General features: G+C 68.1%; 11 protein-coding genes. 4 read left to right on the top strand and 7 right to left on the bottom strand.

Annotated features, from left to right (window positions below; genetic code table 11):
- Window position 1 precedes the first annotated feature (1 nt).
- Window positions 2-469, top strand: a complete 468-nt coding sequence (locus AC1RTA_RS02845; protein WP_014238240.1) for an Lrp/AsnC family transcriptional regulator — start codon at window positions 2-4, stop codon at window positions 467-469.
- Between the two features lie 73 nt (window positions 470-542).
- Here the strand turns inward: AC1RTA_RS02845 and AC1RTA_RS02840 are convergent, their stop codons facing one another.
- The 3 genes from AC1RTA_RS02840 to AC1RTA_RS02830 all read right to left on the bottom strand — a co-directional run bounded on the left by AC1RTA_RS02840 (window position 543) and on the right by AC1RTA_RS02830 (window position 7,486).
- On the bottom strand, window positions 543-1,484 hold the full coding sequence (locus AC1RTA_RS02840) for a transglutaminase family protein (RefSeq protein ID WP_492783898.1): 942 nt from the start codon (window positions 1,482-1,484) through the stop codon (window positions 543-545).
- 2 nt (window positions 1,485-1,486) lie between these two features.
- Window positions 1,487-4,066: a circularly permuted type 2 ATP-grasp protein gene (locus tag AC1RTA_RS02835; protein WP_492783897.1), complete on the bottom strand. Its 2,580-nt coding sequence runs from the start codon at window positions 4,064-4,066 to the stop codon at window positions 1,487-1,489.
- Window positions 4,067-4,132: 66 nt separating this feature from the next.
- Window positions 4,133-7,486: a transglutaminase family protein gene (locus AC1RTA_RS02830; RefSeq protein ID WP_492783896.1), complete on the bottom strand. Its 3,354-nt coding sequence runs from the start codon at window positions 7,484-7,486 to the stop codon at window positions 4,133-4,135.
- Window positions 7,487-7,739: 253 nt separating this feature from the next.
- Between AC1RTA_RS02830 and AC1RTA_RS02825 the strand changes: the two genes are divergently transcribed.
- Together AC1RTA_RS02825 and AC1RTA_RS02820 are read left to right on the top strand one after the other, a co-directional pair.
- Window positions 7,740-8,162: a ProQ/FINO family protein gene (locus tag AC1RTA_RS02825; protein WP_492783895.1), complete on the top strand. Its 423-nt coding sequence runs from the start codon at window positions 7,740-7,742 to the stop codon at window positions 8,160-8,162.
- Between the two features lie 14 nt (window positions 8,163-8,176).
- Window positions 8,177-8,656, top strand: coding sequence for a hypothetical protein (locus AC1RTA_RS02820; RefSeq protein ID WP_492783894.1), 480 nt, complete (start codon window positions 8,177-8,179; stop codon window positions 8,654-8,656).
- Between the two features lie 70 nt (window positions 8,657-8,726).
- On the opposite strand, the gene AC1RTA_RS02815 is transcribed toward AC1RTA_RS02820, so the two are convergent.
- The 3 genes from AC1RTA_RS02815 to AC1RTA_RS02805 all read right to left on the bottom strand — a co-directional run bounded on the left by AC1RTA_RS02815 (window position 8,727) and on the right by AC1RTA_RS02805 (window position 12,043).
- The gene (locus AC1RTA_RS02815; RefSeq protein ID WP_130458871.1) at window positions 8,727-9,455 is read right to left on the bottom strand and encodes a proteasome-type protease; all 729 of its coding nucleotides are present in this window, start codon (window positions 9,453-9,455) and stop codon (window positions 8,727-8,729) included.
- A gap of 76 nt (window positions 9,456-9,531) precedes the next feature.
- The gene (locus AC1RTA_RS02810) at window positions 9,532-10,476 is read right to left on the bottom strand and encodes an alpha-E domain-containing protein (RefSeq protein WP_014238247.1); all 945 of its coding nucleotides are present in this window, start codon (window positions 10,474-10,476) and stop codon (window positions 9,532-9,534) included.
- Between the two features lie 151 nt (window positions 10,477-10,627).
- Window positions 10,628-12,043, bottom strand: coding sequence for a circularly permuted type 2 ATP-grasp protein (locus tag AC1RTA_RS02805; protein ID WP_172974662.1), 1,416 nt, complete (start codon window positions 12,041-12,043; stop codon window positions 10,628-10,630).
- Window positions 12,044-12,287: 244 nt separating this feature from the next.
- On the opposite strand from AC1RTA_RS02805, the gene AC1RTA_RS02800 reads away from it, so the two are divergent.
- On the top strand, window positions 12,288-13,931 hold the full coding sequence (locus AC1RTA_RS02800) for a methyl-accepting chemotaxis protein (protein ID WP_014238249.1): 1,644 nt from the start codon (window positions 12,288-12,290) through the stop codon (window positions 13,929-13,931).
- Window positions 13,932-14,004: 73 nt separating this feature from the next.
- On the opposite strand, the gene AC1RTA_RS02795 is transcribed toward AC1RTA_RS02800, so the two are convergent.
- Window positions 14,005-15,633 (bottom strand): methyl-accepting chemotaxis protein, encoded by a 1,629-nt coding sequence (locus AC1RTA_RS02795; RefSeq protein WP_492783893.1) that lies wholly within the window; start codon window positions 15,631-15,633, stop codon window positions 14,005-14,007.
- Window positions 15,634-15,737: the final 104 nt, after the last annotated feature.

The raw sequence follows: 15,737 nt of genomic DNA, 5'->3' as shown, positions 1-15,737 counted from the left end.
TATGGAAATCGACCGCTACGACCGCCAGATCTTGCAGCTGCTGCAGGAGGACGGACGCATCAGCAACCAGGACCTGGCCGACCGCATCGGCCTCTCCCCCTCCCCCTGCCTGCGCCGGGTGCGGGCCCTGGAGGAAGCGGGCCTCATCACCGGCTACCGGGCCCAGCTGGACGCGAAAAAGCTGGGCCTGTCCCTGATGGCCCTGATCGGCATTTCCATGGACCAGCACACGCCGGAGCGCTTCACCAATTTCGAGGCTGCCATCGCCCAGGTGCCCGAGGTCCTGGAATGCCTGCTCATCACCGGCCAGCAGTCCGACTACCAGCTGAAGGTGGCGGTGCAGGACATGGACGCCTACCAGGAGCTGCTGCTCAACCGCATCAACCGTATCGCCGGGGTCACCGGCGTCCATACCAGCTTCGTCCTGCGCCGGGTCATCGACCGCAACACCCTGGCCGTGGCCGCCTGAGGCCCTAGCCCCGCCCGGGGCAAAAAAGAAGGGGCCCGAGGGCCCCTTCTTTTTTTATCAATGGCTGCGGCGGCTAGGCCGGTGCAGCCAGGGGCAGCACCGTCACCGCCACCTCCAGCTCGTGGGCGCCGCCGCCCAGGATGACGCCGCGCATGGGGGAAACGTCGCCGAAGTCCCGGCCCCAGGCCAGGGTGATGTGGCGGCTGTCGGGAATGAGGTCGTTGGTGGGGTCCAGATCCACCCAGCCCAGGCCGGGACAGAACAGGGAGACCCAGGCGTGGGAGGCGTCGGCCCCGATCAGCCGGGGGCAGCCCGGGGGCGGCTCGGTGAGCAGGTAGCCGCTGACGTAACGGGCCGGCAGGCCGAGGGAGCGCAGGCAGGCCAGCATGAGGTGGGCGAAGTCCTGGCAGACGCCCCGCTTCCTGGCCAGCACCTCGGCCACCGGGGTGGCGACGCTGGTGGCCTGGGGGTCGAATTCGAACTCGGCATGGATGCGCCCCATGAGGTCCCGGGCCGCCGCCAGCAGGCCCCGGCCGGGGGTGAAGGACGGCGCCGCATAGGCGGCGAAGGCGGGCCCCAGGCTGACGAAGGGAGAGGGAAAGGCGAACTGCACCGCCTCCAGCAGTTCCGCCGGCGGCGGCAGGGCGCCCCGGTACACCAGGGCCTGGCGCCAGCCTTCCCAGGGCTGGCCCGGGGGCAGTTCGCCGGCAAAGCGGGGCAGCACCTCGATCTCGGTCTCGGCCCGCACCGTGAGGCTGTCGTGGGGGCCGTCGAAGGCCAGCTGGGTGACCGGATTGCCGAAGGCGTCCCAGCGCTCCAGGCGCAGGGACGGCAGGGGCTCCACCTCCAGCCGGTGTTCCCGTACCGTCTGCCAGGGCAGGGGCCGGGGCGTCAGATGCAGCAGCTGCTGGGAGAGGGCCACCGGGGCCCCGTAGCGGTATTCGGTGGCGTGGGTGATGCGGTAGGCCGCCGCCAGGGGCGCCTCCAGGGCCGGAACCGGATCGTGCAAGGGCATGCTCAGGCCGCCACCGTCTGATGGCTGACGTCGCCCACGTGGGTGAAGTAGCGCATAGCCAGGCGGTCGGAAAGCTCCCGCACCGCCGCCGCCAGGGCCCACAGCACCGCCGCCAGGTCCTCGCAGGCATTGCAGCCGATGCAGTCGCCGCAGACGTCGCCCTGGAAGCGGGAGAGGTCCACGCTGCGCAGGCGGGCCAGCAGCAGTTCCAGGTCGTCGGTGAAGGGGGCGCCGGCCTCCCCGGCCCCGCCGCCCAGGGACTGTTGCAGACGGCCCAGGTAGCGCCCCACCACCTGGGCCTGGAAGGCCACCGAGTGGGGGTTGTCCTCGTCCAGCACCAGGAGATCGATCACCGGCAGCAGCTCGGGCTGGGAAAGGTAGCGGGAGCGGTAGGTGATGGTGCTGTCGGCCAGCTCCAGCAGCCACTCCAGGCCGCCCTGGCCCTGGGAGCGGTCCTTGCCCTCCAGGGCGAGGAAGCCGGCGATGGCCGAGGCCAGGAAGTGCAGCCGCTCCAGGCGGCGGCCCACCACGTGGAAGCGCCAGCCGTCGTCCCGGGTCATGTTGTCCATGGTGAAGCCGGCCAGGGAGGCGCAGGAGAGCAGGGCCTGGTCGAGACAGGCCAGGGTTTCGCCGGGCTCGGGCCGGCTTTCCTTGCTGGCCTGCATGTCGTGATTGAGGCGGTTGATGGCGTGCCAGTGGTCCATGGAGAGGCGCTCCCGCACCTGGGTGGCGGACCATTGCAGGCGCTTCAGGCCCGCCGCCAGGCCGGTATCCCAGGCGTCGTCGAAGACCGCCCGGGTCAGCCGCTCGGCCAGGGTCGGGGGCGGGGCCGGCGGCCGGGCCGCCGCCTGTTCCCCGGCCTCGTCCCGGGGCGGCAGCAGGCCCATGGCCTCGCCCACCGCCAGGGCCGCGAACAGCTCCGGCCCCGGCTCGCCGCCGGCGTCGATGAGCCGGGTCAGGGCCACCCGCAGGAAGCGGCTGGTGTGGTCGCAGCGTTCCGAATAGCGGCCCAGCCAGAAGAGGTTTTCCACCACCCGGGAAGAGAGGCTGCGACCGCCCCGCACCACGTCCCGGGCACCGATGGAGGGCTTGAGCAGGCTGAAGGTGGACACCGGCTCGTCGGACAGCACCCAGGCGTCCTTGGAGGCGCCGCCCCGCTGCATGGAAATGACCCGGGCACCGGCGCCGCCGGCCACCCGGGCGAGGCCGCCGGGCATCACCCGGTAGCCCTGGGGCGTGGCCACGGCATAGACCCGCAGCCCCGCCGGCCGGGCCAGCAGGCGCCGCTCGTGGCTGCGGCTCCAGGTGGGGGCCTGGGACAGCTGCACCAGTTCCTGGGCCACGTAGGCCTGGGGCTCGGCCTGCAGGCGGGCCAGCAGCTGCTCCCGCTGGGCACCCTTCAGGTCGGCGCCGAAAATGGGGTCGAAGCGGCGGCCGGGGAAGGCCGCCTTGATCACCAGCTGGTCCAGGTGTTCGCTGGTGTACCTGAGGGCCGGCGCCTCGCCGCACCACCAGGTGGCCACCGAGGGCATCTGCAGGGGTTCCCCCAGGAGGCGCTCGCAGATGGCCGGGAGGAAGCCCGGCAACGCCCCCGACTCCACCACGCCGCTGCCCAGGGCATTGGCCACCAGCACCCGGCCGGCCCGCACCGCCTGCAGCAGGCCGGGCACGCCGAGGGCGGAATCGCCGCGCAGCTCCAGGGGGTCGCAGAAGTCGTCGTCCTGGCGGCGCAGGATGGCGTGCACCCGTTTCAGGCCGGTGAGGGTCTTGAGGAAGACGGTCTCGCCCCGCACCGTCAGGTCCGGCCCTTCCACCAGGGGGAAGCCCAGGTAGCGGGCCAGGTAGGCGTGCTCGAAGTAGGTTTCGTTGTAGGGCCCGGGCGTGAGCAGCACGATCAGGGGCGGCTCGCCGCCCTCGCCGCTGTCCGGGGCGTAGTGGGCCAGGCTCTCCTGGACGCTGCGGAAGAAGCCGGCCAGGTGCTCCACCTTGAGGTCGCGGAAGAGGTCGGGGAAGACCCGGGAGACGATCAGCCGGTTTTCCAGGGAATAGCCGGCGCCGGAGGGGGCCTGGGTGCGGTCGGCGATGGCCCACCAGCGGCCGTCCGGCGAGCGGGCCAGGTCCACGGCGTAGAAATGGAGGAAGGTATCGCCGGGCTGGCGCACCTGGCGGCAGGGCCAGAGGAAGCCGCCGTGGCCGTACACCAGGGCCGGCGGCAGCAGGCCCGAGGCCAGCAGGTCCTGGGGGCCGTAGAGGTCGGCCAGGACGGCGTTGAGCAGGGTGGCGCGCTGGGCCACGGCGGCGGCGAGCTGGCGCCACTCGTCGGCGGGGATGATCAGCGGCAGGGGGTCCAGTTCCCAGGGCCGGTCGGTGCCCTTGGGGTCGGCATAGACGTTGTAGGTGACGCCGTTTTCCTGGATGCGCCGCTGCACGAAGGCCAGGCGGGCCCGCATCTGCTCCGGCGAGGCGGCGTCCAGGTGGGAAAAGAAGGCTTGCCAGTGGGGACGCACCGCGCCGCCGGCGGCGAGCATTTCGTCGTAGCGGCCGGCGGAATCGGGGTAGATGGAGAGAAGGGTGCGCGCCATGGCGTTCCGCAAAAAAGCGCGGCGGGGAAAAGGGGCGCCGCGCTGGTGGTTTTTTCCAGGGAGGGACTAGGGCCGGCCCTGGCGGCGCAAGTCTAGCGTAAACGGGAATTCCGGGTTCTGCGGCGGCGCCGCCTGGCCCCGGCCCGCCAGGGGACCCGGAGTGTGGCCCATGGGGAAGAAGCGGGCCAGGCGCCGGCTCTCGGCCTCGAAGGCATTGACCGGGAAGGCCTCGAAATTGCGCCCGCCCGGATGGGCCACGTGGTACTGGCAGCCGCCCAGGGAGCGGTCCATCCAGGTATCCACCAGGTCGAAGGTCAGGGGCGCATGGACGCCGATGGTGGGATGCAGGCAGGCGGCCGGCTGCCAGGCCCGGTAGCGCACCCCGGCGACGAACTCGCCGACGGTGCCGGTGGGCTGCAGGGGCACGGCATGGCCGTTGCAGGTGAGGCGGTAGCGGTCCGGTGGCAGGCCCGTGACCTTGACCTGGAGCCGCTCCACGGAGGAATCCACATAGCGCACGGTGCCGCCGGCGGCGCCCTCCTCGCCCATGACGTGCCAGGGCTCCAGGGCGTGGCGCAGCTCCACGGCGACGCCGCCCACGGCGAAGTCGCCGATGCGGGGGAAGCGGAATTCCAGGTGGGGCGCGAACCAGGCCGGGTCGAAGGCGTAGCCCGCCGCCTGCATTTCCGTCACCACGTCGGCGAAATCCTGGGCGATGAAGTGGGGCAGCATGAAGCGGTCGTGCAGCTCCGTGCCCCAGCGGGCCAGCCGCTCCGGGGCGTAGGGGCGGGCCCAGAAGCGCGCCACCAGGGCCCGCAGCAGCAGTTGCTGGGTCAGGCTCATGCGGGCGTGGGGCGGCATCTCGAAGGCCCGCAGTTCCAGCAGGCCCAGGCGCCCCGTGGGGCCGTCGGGGGAGAACAGCTTGTCGATGCAGAACTCGGCCCGGTGGGTGTTGCCGGTGACGTCGATGAGCAGGTTGCGCAGCAGCCGGTCGGTGAGCCAGGGGGCGCCCCCCTCCCCCGGCGGCGGGAACTGGCGGAAGGCGGTCTCCAGCTCGTAGAGGCTGTCGTTGCGGGCCTCGTCCACCCGCGGTGCCTGGGAGGTGGGGCCGACGAAGAGGCCGGAGAAGAGGTAGGACAGGCTGGGGTGGTTGTGCCAGTAGGAGATGAGGCTGCGCAGCAGGTCGGGCCGGCGCAGGAAGGGGGAATCGGCCGGCGTGGCGCCGCCGAGGACGAAGTGGTTGCCGCCGCCGGTGCCGGTGTGGCGGCCGTCGAGCATGAACTTCTCGGTGGACAGGCGGGTTTCCCGGGCCGCCTCGTAGAGGTGGCTGGTGCGCTCCACCAGTTCATCCCAGGATTTGGCCGGGTGGATGTTCACCTCGATCACCCCCGGGTCCGGCGTCACCCGGAACACTTCCAGGCGCGGGTCCCGGGGCGGCTCGTAGCCTTCGAACATGACCGGCAGGCCCTGGGCCTCGGCGGTGGCTTCCACCGCCGCCAGCACTTCCAGGTAGTCCTCCAGGCAGCCCACGGGGGGCATGAAAATGTAGAGCACACCGTTACGGGGCTCGGCGCACATGGCGGTGCGGGTGATCCAGGCGGCGGATTCATGATGCCCCGGGACCCGCTCCCCGCCTGCCTCTCCAGGAATGCCACCCGGAGATGCGCTTGCTGCCTGCCTGCCAGGCATGGCCTCCGTGGGAATGCCCGGCACCTGCCGCCGCAGTTCGGCGTGGCGGGCCAGGGGCGCCCGGGGCGCCGCCGGGTCCGGCGGATTGAGGTAGGGGTAGTCGGACTGGCTGACCCAGGGCTGGGAATCCAGGGGCAGGCGGTAGCCCACCGGGGAGTCGCCGGGAATCAGGTAGCAGCGCTCGCTGCGCAGGAACCAGGAGCCGCTCTGCCAGCGGCCGGCGGCCGTCTTGCCCAGGGGCAGCACCTGGCCCACGGCCTGCTCCAGGCCCCGGGTGAACACCTTGGCCAGGCGCGCCCGCTCCAGGGGATCGTCGAGGCGGGCGTCGAAGGGATCCACGTTGGCCGGCAGGCGCCGCTCCCGCCACAGGTAGTAGAAGGCGTCCTCGTAGGCGGGGAACACATGCTTTTCCTCCAGGCCCAGGCGCCGCGCCACTTCGCCGAGGAAGGCGCCGGCCCGGGCGGCATCGACGCCGTAGTCCCGGGACTCGTCGGCGTACAGCTCGGGCCGCTGCCACAGGGGCTCGCCGTCCTGGCGCCAGTAGCAGTTGAGGGACCAGCGGGGCAGCTGTTCCCCCGGATACCACTTGCCCTGGCCGAAATGCATGAAGCCGTGGGGCGCGTATTTCTCTCGCAGGCGGTGGAACAGGTCGGCCGCCAGCAGGCGCTTCTTCGGCCCCAGGGCCTCGGTGTTCCACTCGGCCCCGTCCGGGTCGTCCATGGAGACGAAGGTGGGCTCGCCGCCCATGGTCAGGCGCACGTCCCGGGCCGCCAGGTCGCTGTCCACCGTCTGCCCCAGGGCTTCGATGCGGGACCACTGTTCCTCGCTGTAGGGCTTGGTCACCCGGGGAGCTTCCCAGATGCGGGTCACGCCCATGGTGTGGCCGAACTCGCATTCGCACGGCTCCAGGGCGCCGCTGATGGGCGCCGCCGAGGAAGGCTCGGGGGAGGCGGCCAGGGGAATGTGGCCCTCGCCGGCGAAGAGGCCGGAGGTGGGGTCCAGGCCGATCCAGCCGGCGCCGGGCAGGTACACCTCGCACCAGGCGTGCAGGTCGGTGAAATCGGCTGCGGGACCGGAGGGACCGTCCAGGGATTTGACGTCGGCGGTGAGCTGGATCAGGTAGCCGGAAACGAAGCGGGCCGCCAGGCCCAGGTGGCGCAGCAGCTGGCAGAGCAGCCAGGCCGAGTCGCGGCAGGAGCCGGAGCCCTTGGCCAGGGTCTCTTCCGGCGTCTGCACCCCGGGCTCGAGGCGGATCAGGTAGGAAATGTCCCGGGCCAGACGGGCGTTGAGGGCCACCAGGAAATCCACGCTGCGGCATTTCTCCCGGGAGATGGAAGCCAGATACGCCTGGAATTTCGGCGTCGCCGGCAGGGTGTACAGATAGGGCGCCAGCTCGTGCCGCTGCCAGGCCTCGTAGGCGAAGGGCACCTCCTCCGCATAGGGTTCGAGGAAGAAGTCGAAGGGATTGATGACCGACATCTGGGCCACCAGATCCACCTCCACCCGGAACTCCCGGGTCTTCTCCGGGAACACCAGGCGGGCCAGCCAGTTGGCCTGGGGATCCTGCTGCCAGTTGATGAAGTGTTCCCCCGGCATCACCTTGAGGGAATAGGAGAGGATGGGGGTGCGGCTGTGGGGCGCCGGACGCAGCCGGATCACCTGGGGCCCCAGGGCGATGGGCCGGTCGTAGCGGTAATGGGTGACGTGGTTCAGCGCGACGTGGATGGACACGGGGCGGCTCCGGGCGATGGGCGATAGCCGGATTTAGCAAGAGCCGGGCCATGCCCCAGGACGGGTCACCCCCTGGAGAGGCTCATGGATACTGGGCCCCGGGCCGGCTGCCGGCCAGCATCCGCACCATCCCGGAGCACGCCTGCCCCGGGCGCACCAGGAACGGGAGCCCCAGCCCCCTGTTACAGCCCAGTTGCAGCATTTTCCCTGCGTGATAACCTCCCACCCTTCCGCATTTCAACCCAACACCCAGATGACCTCTCCCGCCTTCAGCACGCCCCGCGAATTCCTCGCCGAACTGAGCGAAAAATTCCAGGTTTTCCGCGACCACCTGCCCCTGGCCATCGGCATCAACCAGCAACTGGCCGCCCTGTATCCGGAAATCGACCCCAAGCTGCTGAAGGTGAGCCTGTTCCGCCACACCAACTCGGTCCGCTACCTGAAGAACATGGAGAAGGCCACCCAGCGCCACGACCTGCAGGGCAGCGCCGCCGGCGAGGTGGCCGAGGAACACCGCCAGCACGCCTCCGAAGTGCTGAAGGAACGCTTCAAGAAACAGGCCGAACAGCGCCGCGCCGAAGCCGCCGCCAAGAAGGCCGAAGAAGATGCCAAGAAGGCGGAAGCCCAGCGCGCCGCCAAGCTCACCGCCCTGGCCGAAAAATTCGGCCGCAAATAAACAGGAAAACCGCCATGGCCACCAAAGCCCCCGTCAAAGCCGCCACCGCCGCCAAGCCCGCCGCCAAGCCCGCCAGCAAGCCCGTCGCCAAAGCCGCCGTAAAACCGGCAGTGAAGCCCGCAGCCAAACCCGTCGCCAAAGTTGCCGCCAAACCCGTGGCCAAGCCGGCAGCGAAGCCGGTCGTCGCCAAGCCGGCCGCCAGCACCAAGCCCGCCACCAAGCCCGTTGCTGCCGCCAAGCCGGCGACCAAGAGCGCCGCGCCCCAGCGCCTGCTGGGTGCCGCCGACCTGATGGGCGCCCTGGACCTGGCCGACGAGTTCTACGCCATCGCCTACAACATCGAGACCTCCCTGCTCAACGGCGGCGCCGTGCCAGGCCAGGACTACACCCGCCTGGACCTCTACCAGCTGGCCCAGCCCTTCGTCCTGGAACTGTTCAAGGGCAACGAGAAGTTCTCCTACGTCTATCCGGCGGTGGAAGTGAACAAGCCCTGAGCCGTTTCCCGGCCCAAGCAAAAGGCGCCCGCGGGCGCCTTTTTTGTTGCCTGCCGAGCCGCTCCCGGCCTTAATCCCAGGCCGGGTCGGGCAGTTCGGCGAAGACCTGGCGCAGGCGTTCGCCCCATTGGGTGCGAATCTGGTTGAAGTAGGGATCGTCGGCGCCGATCTTGATCTGGTGGGTGACCTTGAAGTCCCCCCTCTCGTAGACCAGCAGGTCCAGGGGCAGGCCCACGGAGAGGTTGGAGCGGATGGTGGAATCCATGGAGATGAGGGCGCATTTGGAGGCCTCCTCCAGGCTGGTGGCCTTTTTCACCACCCGGTCGATGATGGGCTTGCCGTACTTGGATTCGCCGATCTGGAAGTAGGGCGTATCGTGGGTCGCCTCGATGAAGTTGCCGGCGGCGTAGATCTGGAACAGGCGCGGCTCCTCGCCGTGGATGTGGCCGCCGAGGATGAAGGCGGCAGCGAAATCGACGCCGAATTCCTTGAGGGCGGCCGCATCCCGCTGGTGCACCTCGCGCAGGGCGTCGCCCACCAGGCGCGCCGCCTCGAACAGGTTGGGGGCGTTGTAGAGATTGGGCTTGTCAGTGGCCGCCAGGTGCTCGTTCAGCACATTGACCACGGACTGGCTGATGGAGAGGTTGCCCGAGGTCATCAGCACCAGCATGCGCTCCCCCGGGCGCTCCCACACGGTCATCTTGCGGAAGGTGTTGATGTGGTCCACCCCGGCGTTGGTGCGGGAATCGGAAAGGAAGACCAGGCCGGCATCGAGCCGCATTGCCACGCAGTAAGTCATGTCGTCGTCGCTGTTTTTATGATGATGAAAAAAGGCCGGCGGCAGCTGCCGCCGGCGCCTCCCCGACTGGTGCGCCTCAGGCCGGCACCAGGAAGTCCTGGGAGATGCGGTTGCCCAGGTCGTAGATGTCGTCCATGAACTCGGTCAGGTACTCGTGCAGGCCATCCTCCAGCACGTCGTCGATACGGCCGTAGTGCAGGCGCGAATGCAGCAGGCCGGCCCGGCGCAGGGTCTCGCTGGACTGGCGGTTGCCCACCAGGCCCAGCAGGTGATTCACCTTGTCCAGGCAGTGGTGCAGGGAACGGGGCATGTCCATGCGCAGGATCAGCAGCTCCGCCACCCGGGCCGGGGTGATGACGTCCCGGTACACCTTGCGGTACACCTCGAAGGCGGAAAGGGAGCGCAGCAGGGCGCCCCACTGGTAGAAGTCGGTGACGCCGCCCTCCTCCCCTTCGCCGTTGGGCTGCAGGAAGTGGTATTTCACGTCCAGGATGCGGGCCGTGTTGTCGGCCCGCTCCAGGAGGCCGCCCATGCGGATGAAGTGGGCCGCCTCGTCCTGCAGCAGGGTGCCGAAGGTGACGCCCCGGGTCAGGGCCGAGCGCAGCTTGACCCATTCGAAGAACTCGGTGATGCCGCCGGCCATGATCTGCTCGAAGCTCTGGGCCCGCAGGTCGATCCAGGCGGCGTTGATGGTCTCCCACATTTCCGTGGTGAGGGTGCCGCGCACGGCGTGGGCGTTTTCCCGGGCCGCCCGCAGGCAGCTGTAGATGGAGGAGAAGTTGCTTTCGTCCCGCACCATGAAGCGCAGCACGTTTTCCGCGCTGGGCTCGCCGTAGGCCTTGGCGAAGGGCTCTTCCAGGCTGTTGAGGACGATGATGGCGTTCCAGTTCTGGTTCGCCGCTTCCGGCGACTGGGGCACCAGGGACATCTGGTAGGTGACGTCCAGCAGGCGGGCCAGGTTCTCGGCCCGCTCGATGTAGCGGGCCATCCAGTAGAGGTGATCGGCGGTTCGGCTGAGCATGATGGTTTCCTAGTCTTTTTTAGCCACAGAGGACACAGAGATCACAGAGAAAAACCAGAAGCGTTCCGGGTCCGCACGTTTTGCGGCAGCACGCCGGCCGCAGCCACGGTCTTGCCCTCTGTGTTCTCTGTGCCCTCTGTGGCAAGGTTTCTCATTCCAGCACCCAGGTGTCCTTGGTGCCGCCGCCCTGGGAGGAGTTCACCACCAGGGAGCCTTCCTGCAGGGCCACCCGGGTGAGGCCGCCGGGGACCATGGTCACTTCCTTGCCGGAGAGGACGAAGGGGCGCAGGTCGATATGGCGCGGCGCCACGCCCGATTCGACGAAGGTGGGGCAGGTGGACAGGGCCAGGGTGGGCTGGGCGATGTACTTTTCCGGGTTGGCGACAAGACGCCGGCGGAAGTCCTCGATCTCGGCCTGGGTGGAGGCCGGCCCCACCAGCATGCCGTAGCCGCCGGCGCCATGGACTTCCTTCACCACCAGTTCCGGCAGGTGGGCCAGGGTGTAGGCCAGGTCGTCGGGCTTGCGGCACATGTAGGTGGGCACGTTGTTGAGGATGGGCTCTTCCCCCAGGTAAAAGCGCACCATCTCCGGCACATAGGGGTAGATGGACTTGTCGTCGGCCACCCCGGTGCCCACCGCATTGGCCAGGGTCACCTTGCCGGCCCGGTAGGCCTGCAGGATGCCGGGAACGCCGAGCATGGAGTCGGCGCGGAAGACCTGGGGATCGATGAAGTCGTCGTCGATGCGGCGGTAGATCACATCCACCCGCTGGGGGCCCTGGGTGGTGCGCATGTAGACCGTGTCGTTATCGACGAAAAGGTCCCGCCCTTCCACCAGTTCCACCCCCATCTGCTGGGCCAGGAAGGTGTGCTCGAAGTAGGCGCTGTTGTAGGCCCCCGGGGTCAGCACCACCACGGTGGGATCGGAGACTCCGTTGGGAGCGGAGGCCCGCAGGGTCTCCAGCAGCAGGTCCGGGTAGTGTTCCACCGGGGCCACCTTGTGCTTGGAGAACAGCTCGGGGAAGAGCCGCATCATCATCTTGCGGTCTTCCAGCATGTAGGAGACGCCGGAGGGCACCCGCAGGTTGTCTTCCAGCACGTAGAACTCGCCGGCCCCGGCCCGCACCAGGTCCACGCCGGCGATGTGGGCATAGATGCCGGCCGGCACGTCCACCCCGCGCATGATGGGACGGAACTGGGCGTTGCCCTCCACCTGCTCCCGGGGAATGCGCCCGGCCTTGAGGATTTCCTGGTCGTGGTAGATGTCGTGGAGGAACAGGTTGAGGGCCTTGACCCGCTGCTTGAGGCCGGCCTTGAGGGCCTTCCACTCATCTGCCGGGATGACCCGGGGAATGATGTCGAAGGGGATCAGCCGCTCGGTGCCGGCCTCCTCGCCATAGACGGCGAAGGTGATGCCGACGCGGCGGAAGGCGATGTCGGCCTCGGCCCGCTTGCGGGCGATGCGTTCGTCAGGGGTTTCGGAAAGCCAGCGCCGGTAGGTCTGGTAGTGGGAGCGGACGGCGCCGTCGGCACCGTTCATTTCGTCGAAGAAGCTGGGCTTGTTCATGATGGTCGCGCCATGAGGAAGGGCGACAATCAAATAGCAGGGGTTGTGCCAGGATCATAATCGCTTGATCCTTAAAGGACTTCCGGGGAATTGGCGGAAGCGGCGCCAGAAAACGGTGCCACCATGCACCATGGGCAGAAGCGGGCGCACCAATTTGAAGCAGAAAAGTGTGATTTCCTTCACGGCATGGCTGGTGACGGAAATATAATGCGCACTTCATGTTTCATATAGTTTGGACAATCCCATGCTTGATCAACTTTCCCTGCGTACCCGACTCCTGGCGGTGGTGCTGGTGGCGCTCCTGGGGGTCCTGGCACTGGCGGCCATCGCCGCCTTCAATACCCGCTCCCTCATGCTGGATGAGAGAAAAGGCCAGATTCGCGCCATCACCCAGGGCGCCTACAACGTGGTCGCCTACTATCAAAGCCAGGAAGCCGCCGGCAACCTCAGCCGCGACGAGGCCCAGGCCCACGCCAAGGCGGCCGTGCGGCAGATCCGTTTCAACGGCCCCGACGGCAAGAGCGACTATTTCTACATCTGGACCCCCGACGGCATCAGCGTCATGCATGCCCTGAAGCCGGAATGGGAAGGCAAGCCCATGGGCGACCAGGTGAAGGACGGCAGCGGCAAGCTGATCATCCGGGAACTGGCAAGCCTGCTGCAGAACCAGGCCACCACCTACATGGACACCCAGTTCGTCAAGAAGGCGGGCGATCCCACCATGTATCCCAAGGTGCTCTACGCCCAGAAATTCCCGGCCTGGGACTGGATCATCGGCACCGGCGTCTATATCGACGAAGTGGACCGGGAGTTCCAGCAAACCCTGATCTACCAGGGCCTGCTGGCCCTGGTGGTGCTGGCCCTGATCGGCAGCATCTGCTACCTGGTGACCCGCAGCGTGCTCAAGCAGATCGGCGGCGAACCTGCCGCCGCCACGGCCATCATGCAGCAGGTGGCCGGCGGCAACCTGCATGCGGCCATCGGCCAGACCCAGCCCGGCAGCCTGCTCCATGCCCTGAGCCAGATGGTGCTCTCCCTGCGCCAGATGCTCACCGAAATCCGCCAGGACGCGGAAACCCTGGCCAGCAACTCCCAGGCGATCAGCTCCGCCTCCAGCCAGCTGGCCGACACCACCGGTGCCCAGGCCGATGCCACCTCCTCCATGGCCGCCGCCATTGAACAGCTGACGGTCAGTTCCAGCCACATTTCCGACAGCGCCGAGGAGACCCAGGGGGATTCCCACAAAGCCGTGGATCTCTCCAAACAGGGCCGGGAACGGGCAGAGCAGGCCGCCGAGGCCATGCAGCGCATCGCCGCCACGGTATCCGAAGGCTCCACCCGCATCCGCACCCTGGATCAGCAGGCCAACCAGATTTCCTCCATTGCCGGCGTGATCAAGGACATCGCCGGGCAAACCAATCTGCTGGCCCTCAACGCCGCCATCGAGGCGGCCCGGGCCGGCGAGGCGGGCCGCGGTTTCGCCGTGGTGGCCGACGAGGTGCGCAAGCTGGCGGAGCGGACGTCCTCCGCCACCATCGAAATCGAGCAGATGATCGCCAGCATCCAGAGCGAGACCAACAATGCGGTGCAGTCCATGGACGACGCCCTGCCCCAGGTGGAACAGGGGGTCAGCCTGGCCCAGGCGGCGGCGGAATCCCTGGCCAATATCGAGGCCGGCGCCCTGCGCACCCTGGAGCACATCCAGGAAGTGGCCAATGCCATCCGCGAACAGAGCGCCGCCAGCACCTCCATCGCCCAGCGCGTCGAAGCCATTGCCCAGACAGTGGAAGAAACCAGCACCACCATGAACAACACCATGACCTCTGCCCAGGACCTGGAACGGGTGGCCCACAACCTGAAGGGCCTGGTGAACCGCTTCCAGACCTGAGGCCGGCAACGCCCAATGAAAAAAGCCCGGAGCTTCGGCCCCAGGCTTTTTTTTATGGACTTCGTCGACCGGCTTAGCGCCCGGGCTGGAACTGGAAGTAGGCGATGAGGTTGCGCAGTTCGCCGGCGGTGGCCAGCAGCTGTTGCACATTGCGCTCCGCCTCGCCGATGGCGGCGGCGTTTTCCTCGATCAGGGCGGCAATCTCGGAGACGCTCATGGCCACGTCCTGGCTGGCCTGGGACTGCTGCACCGTGGCCTGGGCGATGTGGCGCGCCATCTCGTCGATGTGCTGCCCGTCCTGGACCACTTCGGCCAGGCTGACCCCAGTCTCGCCCATGGCCTCGTCGTTGTGCCCCACCTGGGCGCCGGCGGATTCGATGCTGCCGACGGCGCTTTCGGTGATCTTCTGGATCTCCGTCACCATTTCGGCGATTTCGGCAGTCTGCAGGCGGGTGCGTTCGGCCAGCTTGCGCACCTCATCGGCCACCACAGCGAAACCGCGCCCCGCCTCGCCGGCCCGGGCCGCCTCGATGGCGGCGTTGAGGGCGATGAGGTTGGTCTGGTCGGCGATCTCCTGGATGCCCTGGGTCACCACCCCGATACGGTTGAGGGACTGGAACAGGGTGGCCATGGTGTTGGAGGCGGTATCCACCGCCGAGACCACGGCCCGGGAGGCCTCCCGGCCCTGGATCATGCGCCGCTCCACCCCGGCGATGCGCTCCCGGGTAGTGCCAACGGCGCTGGCCGTCTCCTGAGCATCGGCCGAGACCTGCTCCACCGTGGCGCTCATCTCCTCCATGGAGGCGGCGATGCGGCTCACCGAGTCGGACTGGGACTCGGACTGGGACGAGACGCTGGACATCTCCAGGTTGAGCTGGGTGGTGTTGCCGCTGACCCGGTTCGCCGCTTCGGCAATCTCCGCCAGCATGACCTTGAGGTGAGCCTGGGTGGTGAGCAGGGAATCCTGCAGCTTGCCCACCTCGTCCAGACGGTCGTGCCACAGGTCTTCCGACAGGTCGCCCTGGGCCACCCGGTCCAGGCTGGTGTTGGTGGCGTCGATGGCGCGGAAGATACCCTGTTGCAGGCCGATCTGCACCGCGCCGGCAACCAGGCCGGTGAGACTCAGTATCTGCACCAGGGCGACGATGCTGTCGGCGGAAAAGCCGATGCCGCTGCCGAACCAGACGCCGATGCCGGTCAGCAACTGGGCCGCCATGACGAACAGGGTGAGGCCGGCCATCTTCTTGCGCAGGCTGACCTTGCGCCAGCCACCCGGCCGGGGAAGGGCGCCGCCCCCCTTGCCCAGCTTGGCGTAAAGAGCCTCGGCAGACTGCACCTGGGCCCGGGAGGGCTCGGTGCGCACCGACATGTAGCCGATGGTCTGACCCTTCTGCCGCACCGGCACCACCAGGGCATCGACCCAGTAATGGTCGCCGTTCTTGCAGCGGTTCTTGACGATGCCGCGCCAGGGGCGGCCTTCCTTCACCGAGATCCACAGGTCGGCAAAGGCGGCCGGCGGCATGTCCGGGTGGCGCACCAGATTGTGGTTCTTGCCGATCAGTTCATCCCGGGTGAAGCCGCTCAGCTCGACGAAGGTGTCGTTGGCGTAGGTGATGATCCCTTTCAGATCGGTTTTCGAAACGATGTACTTGCCCTTGATGAAGGGCACTTCAACTTGTGTGACGGGAAGATTGTTTTTCATGTTTCCCTGATACTCCCTGAGAGCCACTCTCATTTGGATGGCCTCGCGATGTTATCTCAACTTCATTACATTTGCCCTTAGCATGAATCACAGATCGTGCCCGG

Source organism: Azospira sp. MPR-E4, from assembly GCF_058809645.1.
The sequence above is the reverse complement of the archived record's forward strand: the minus strand, read 5'-3'. Positions and strand labels throughout refer to the sequence as shown.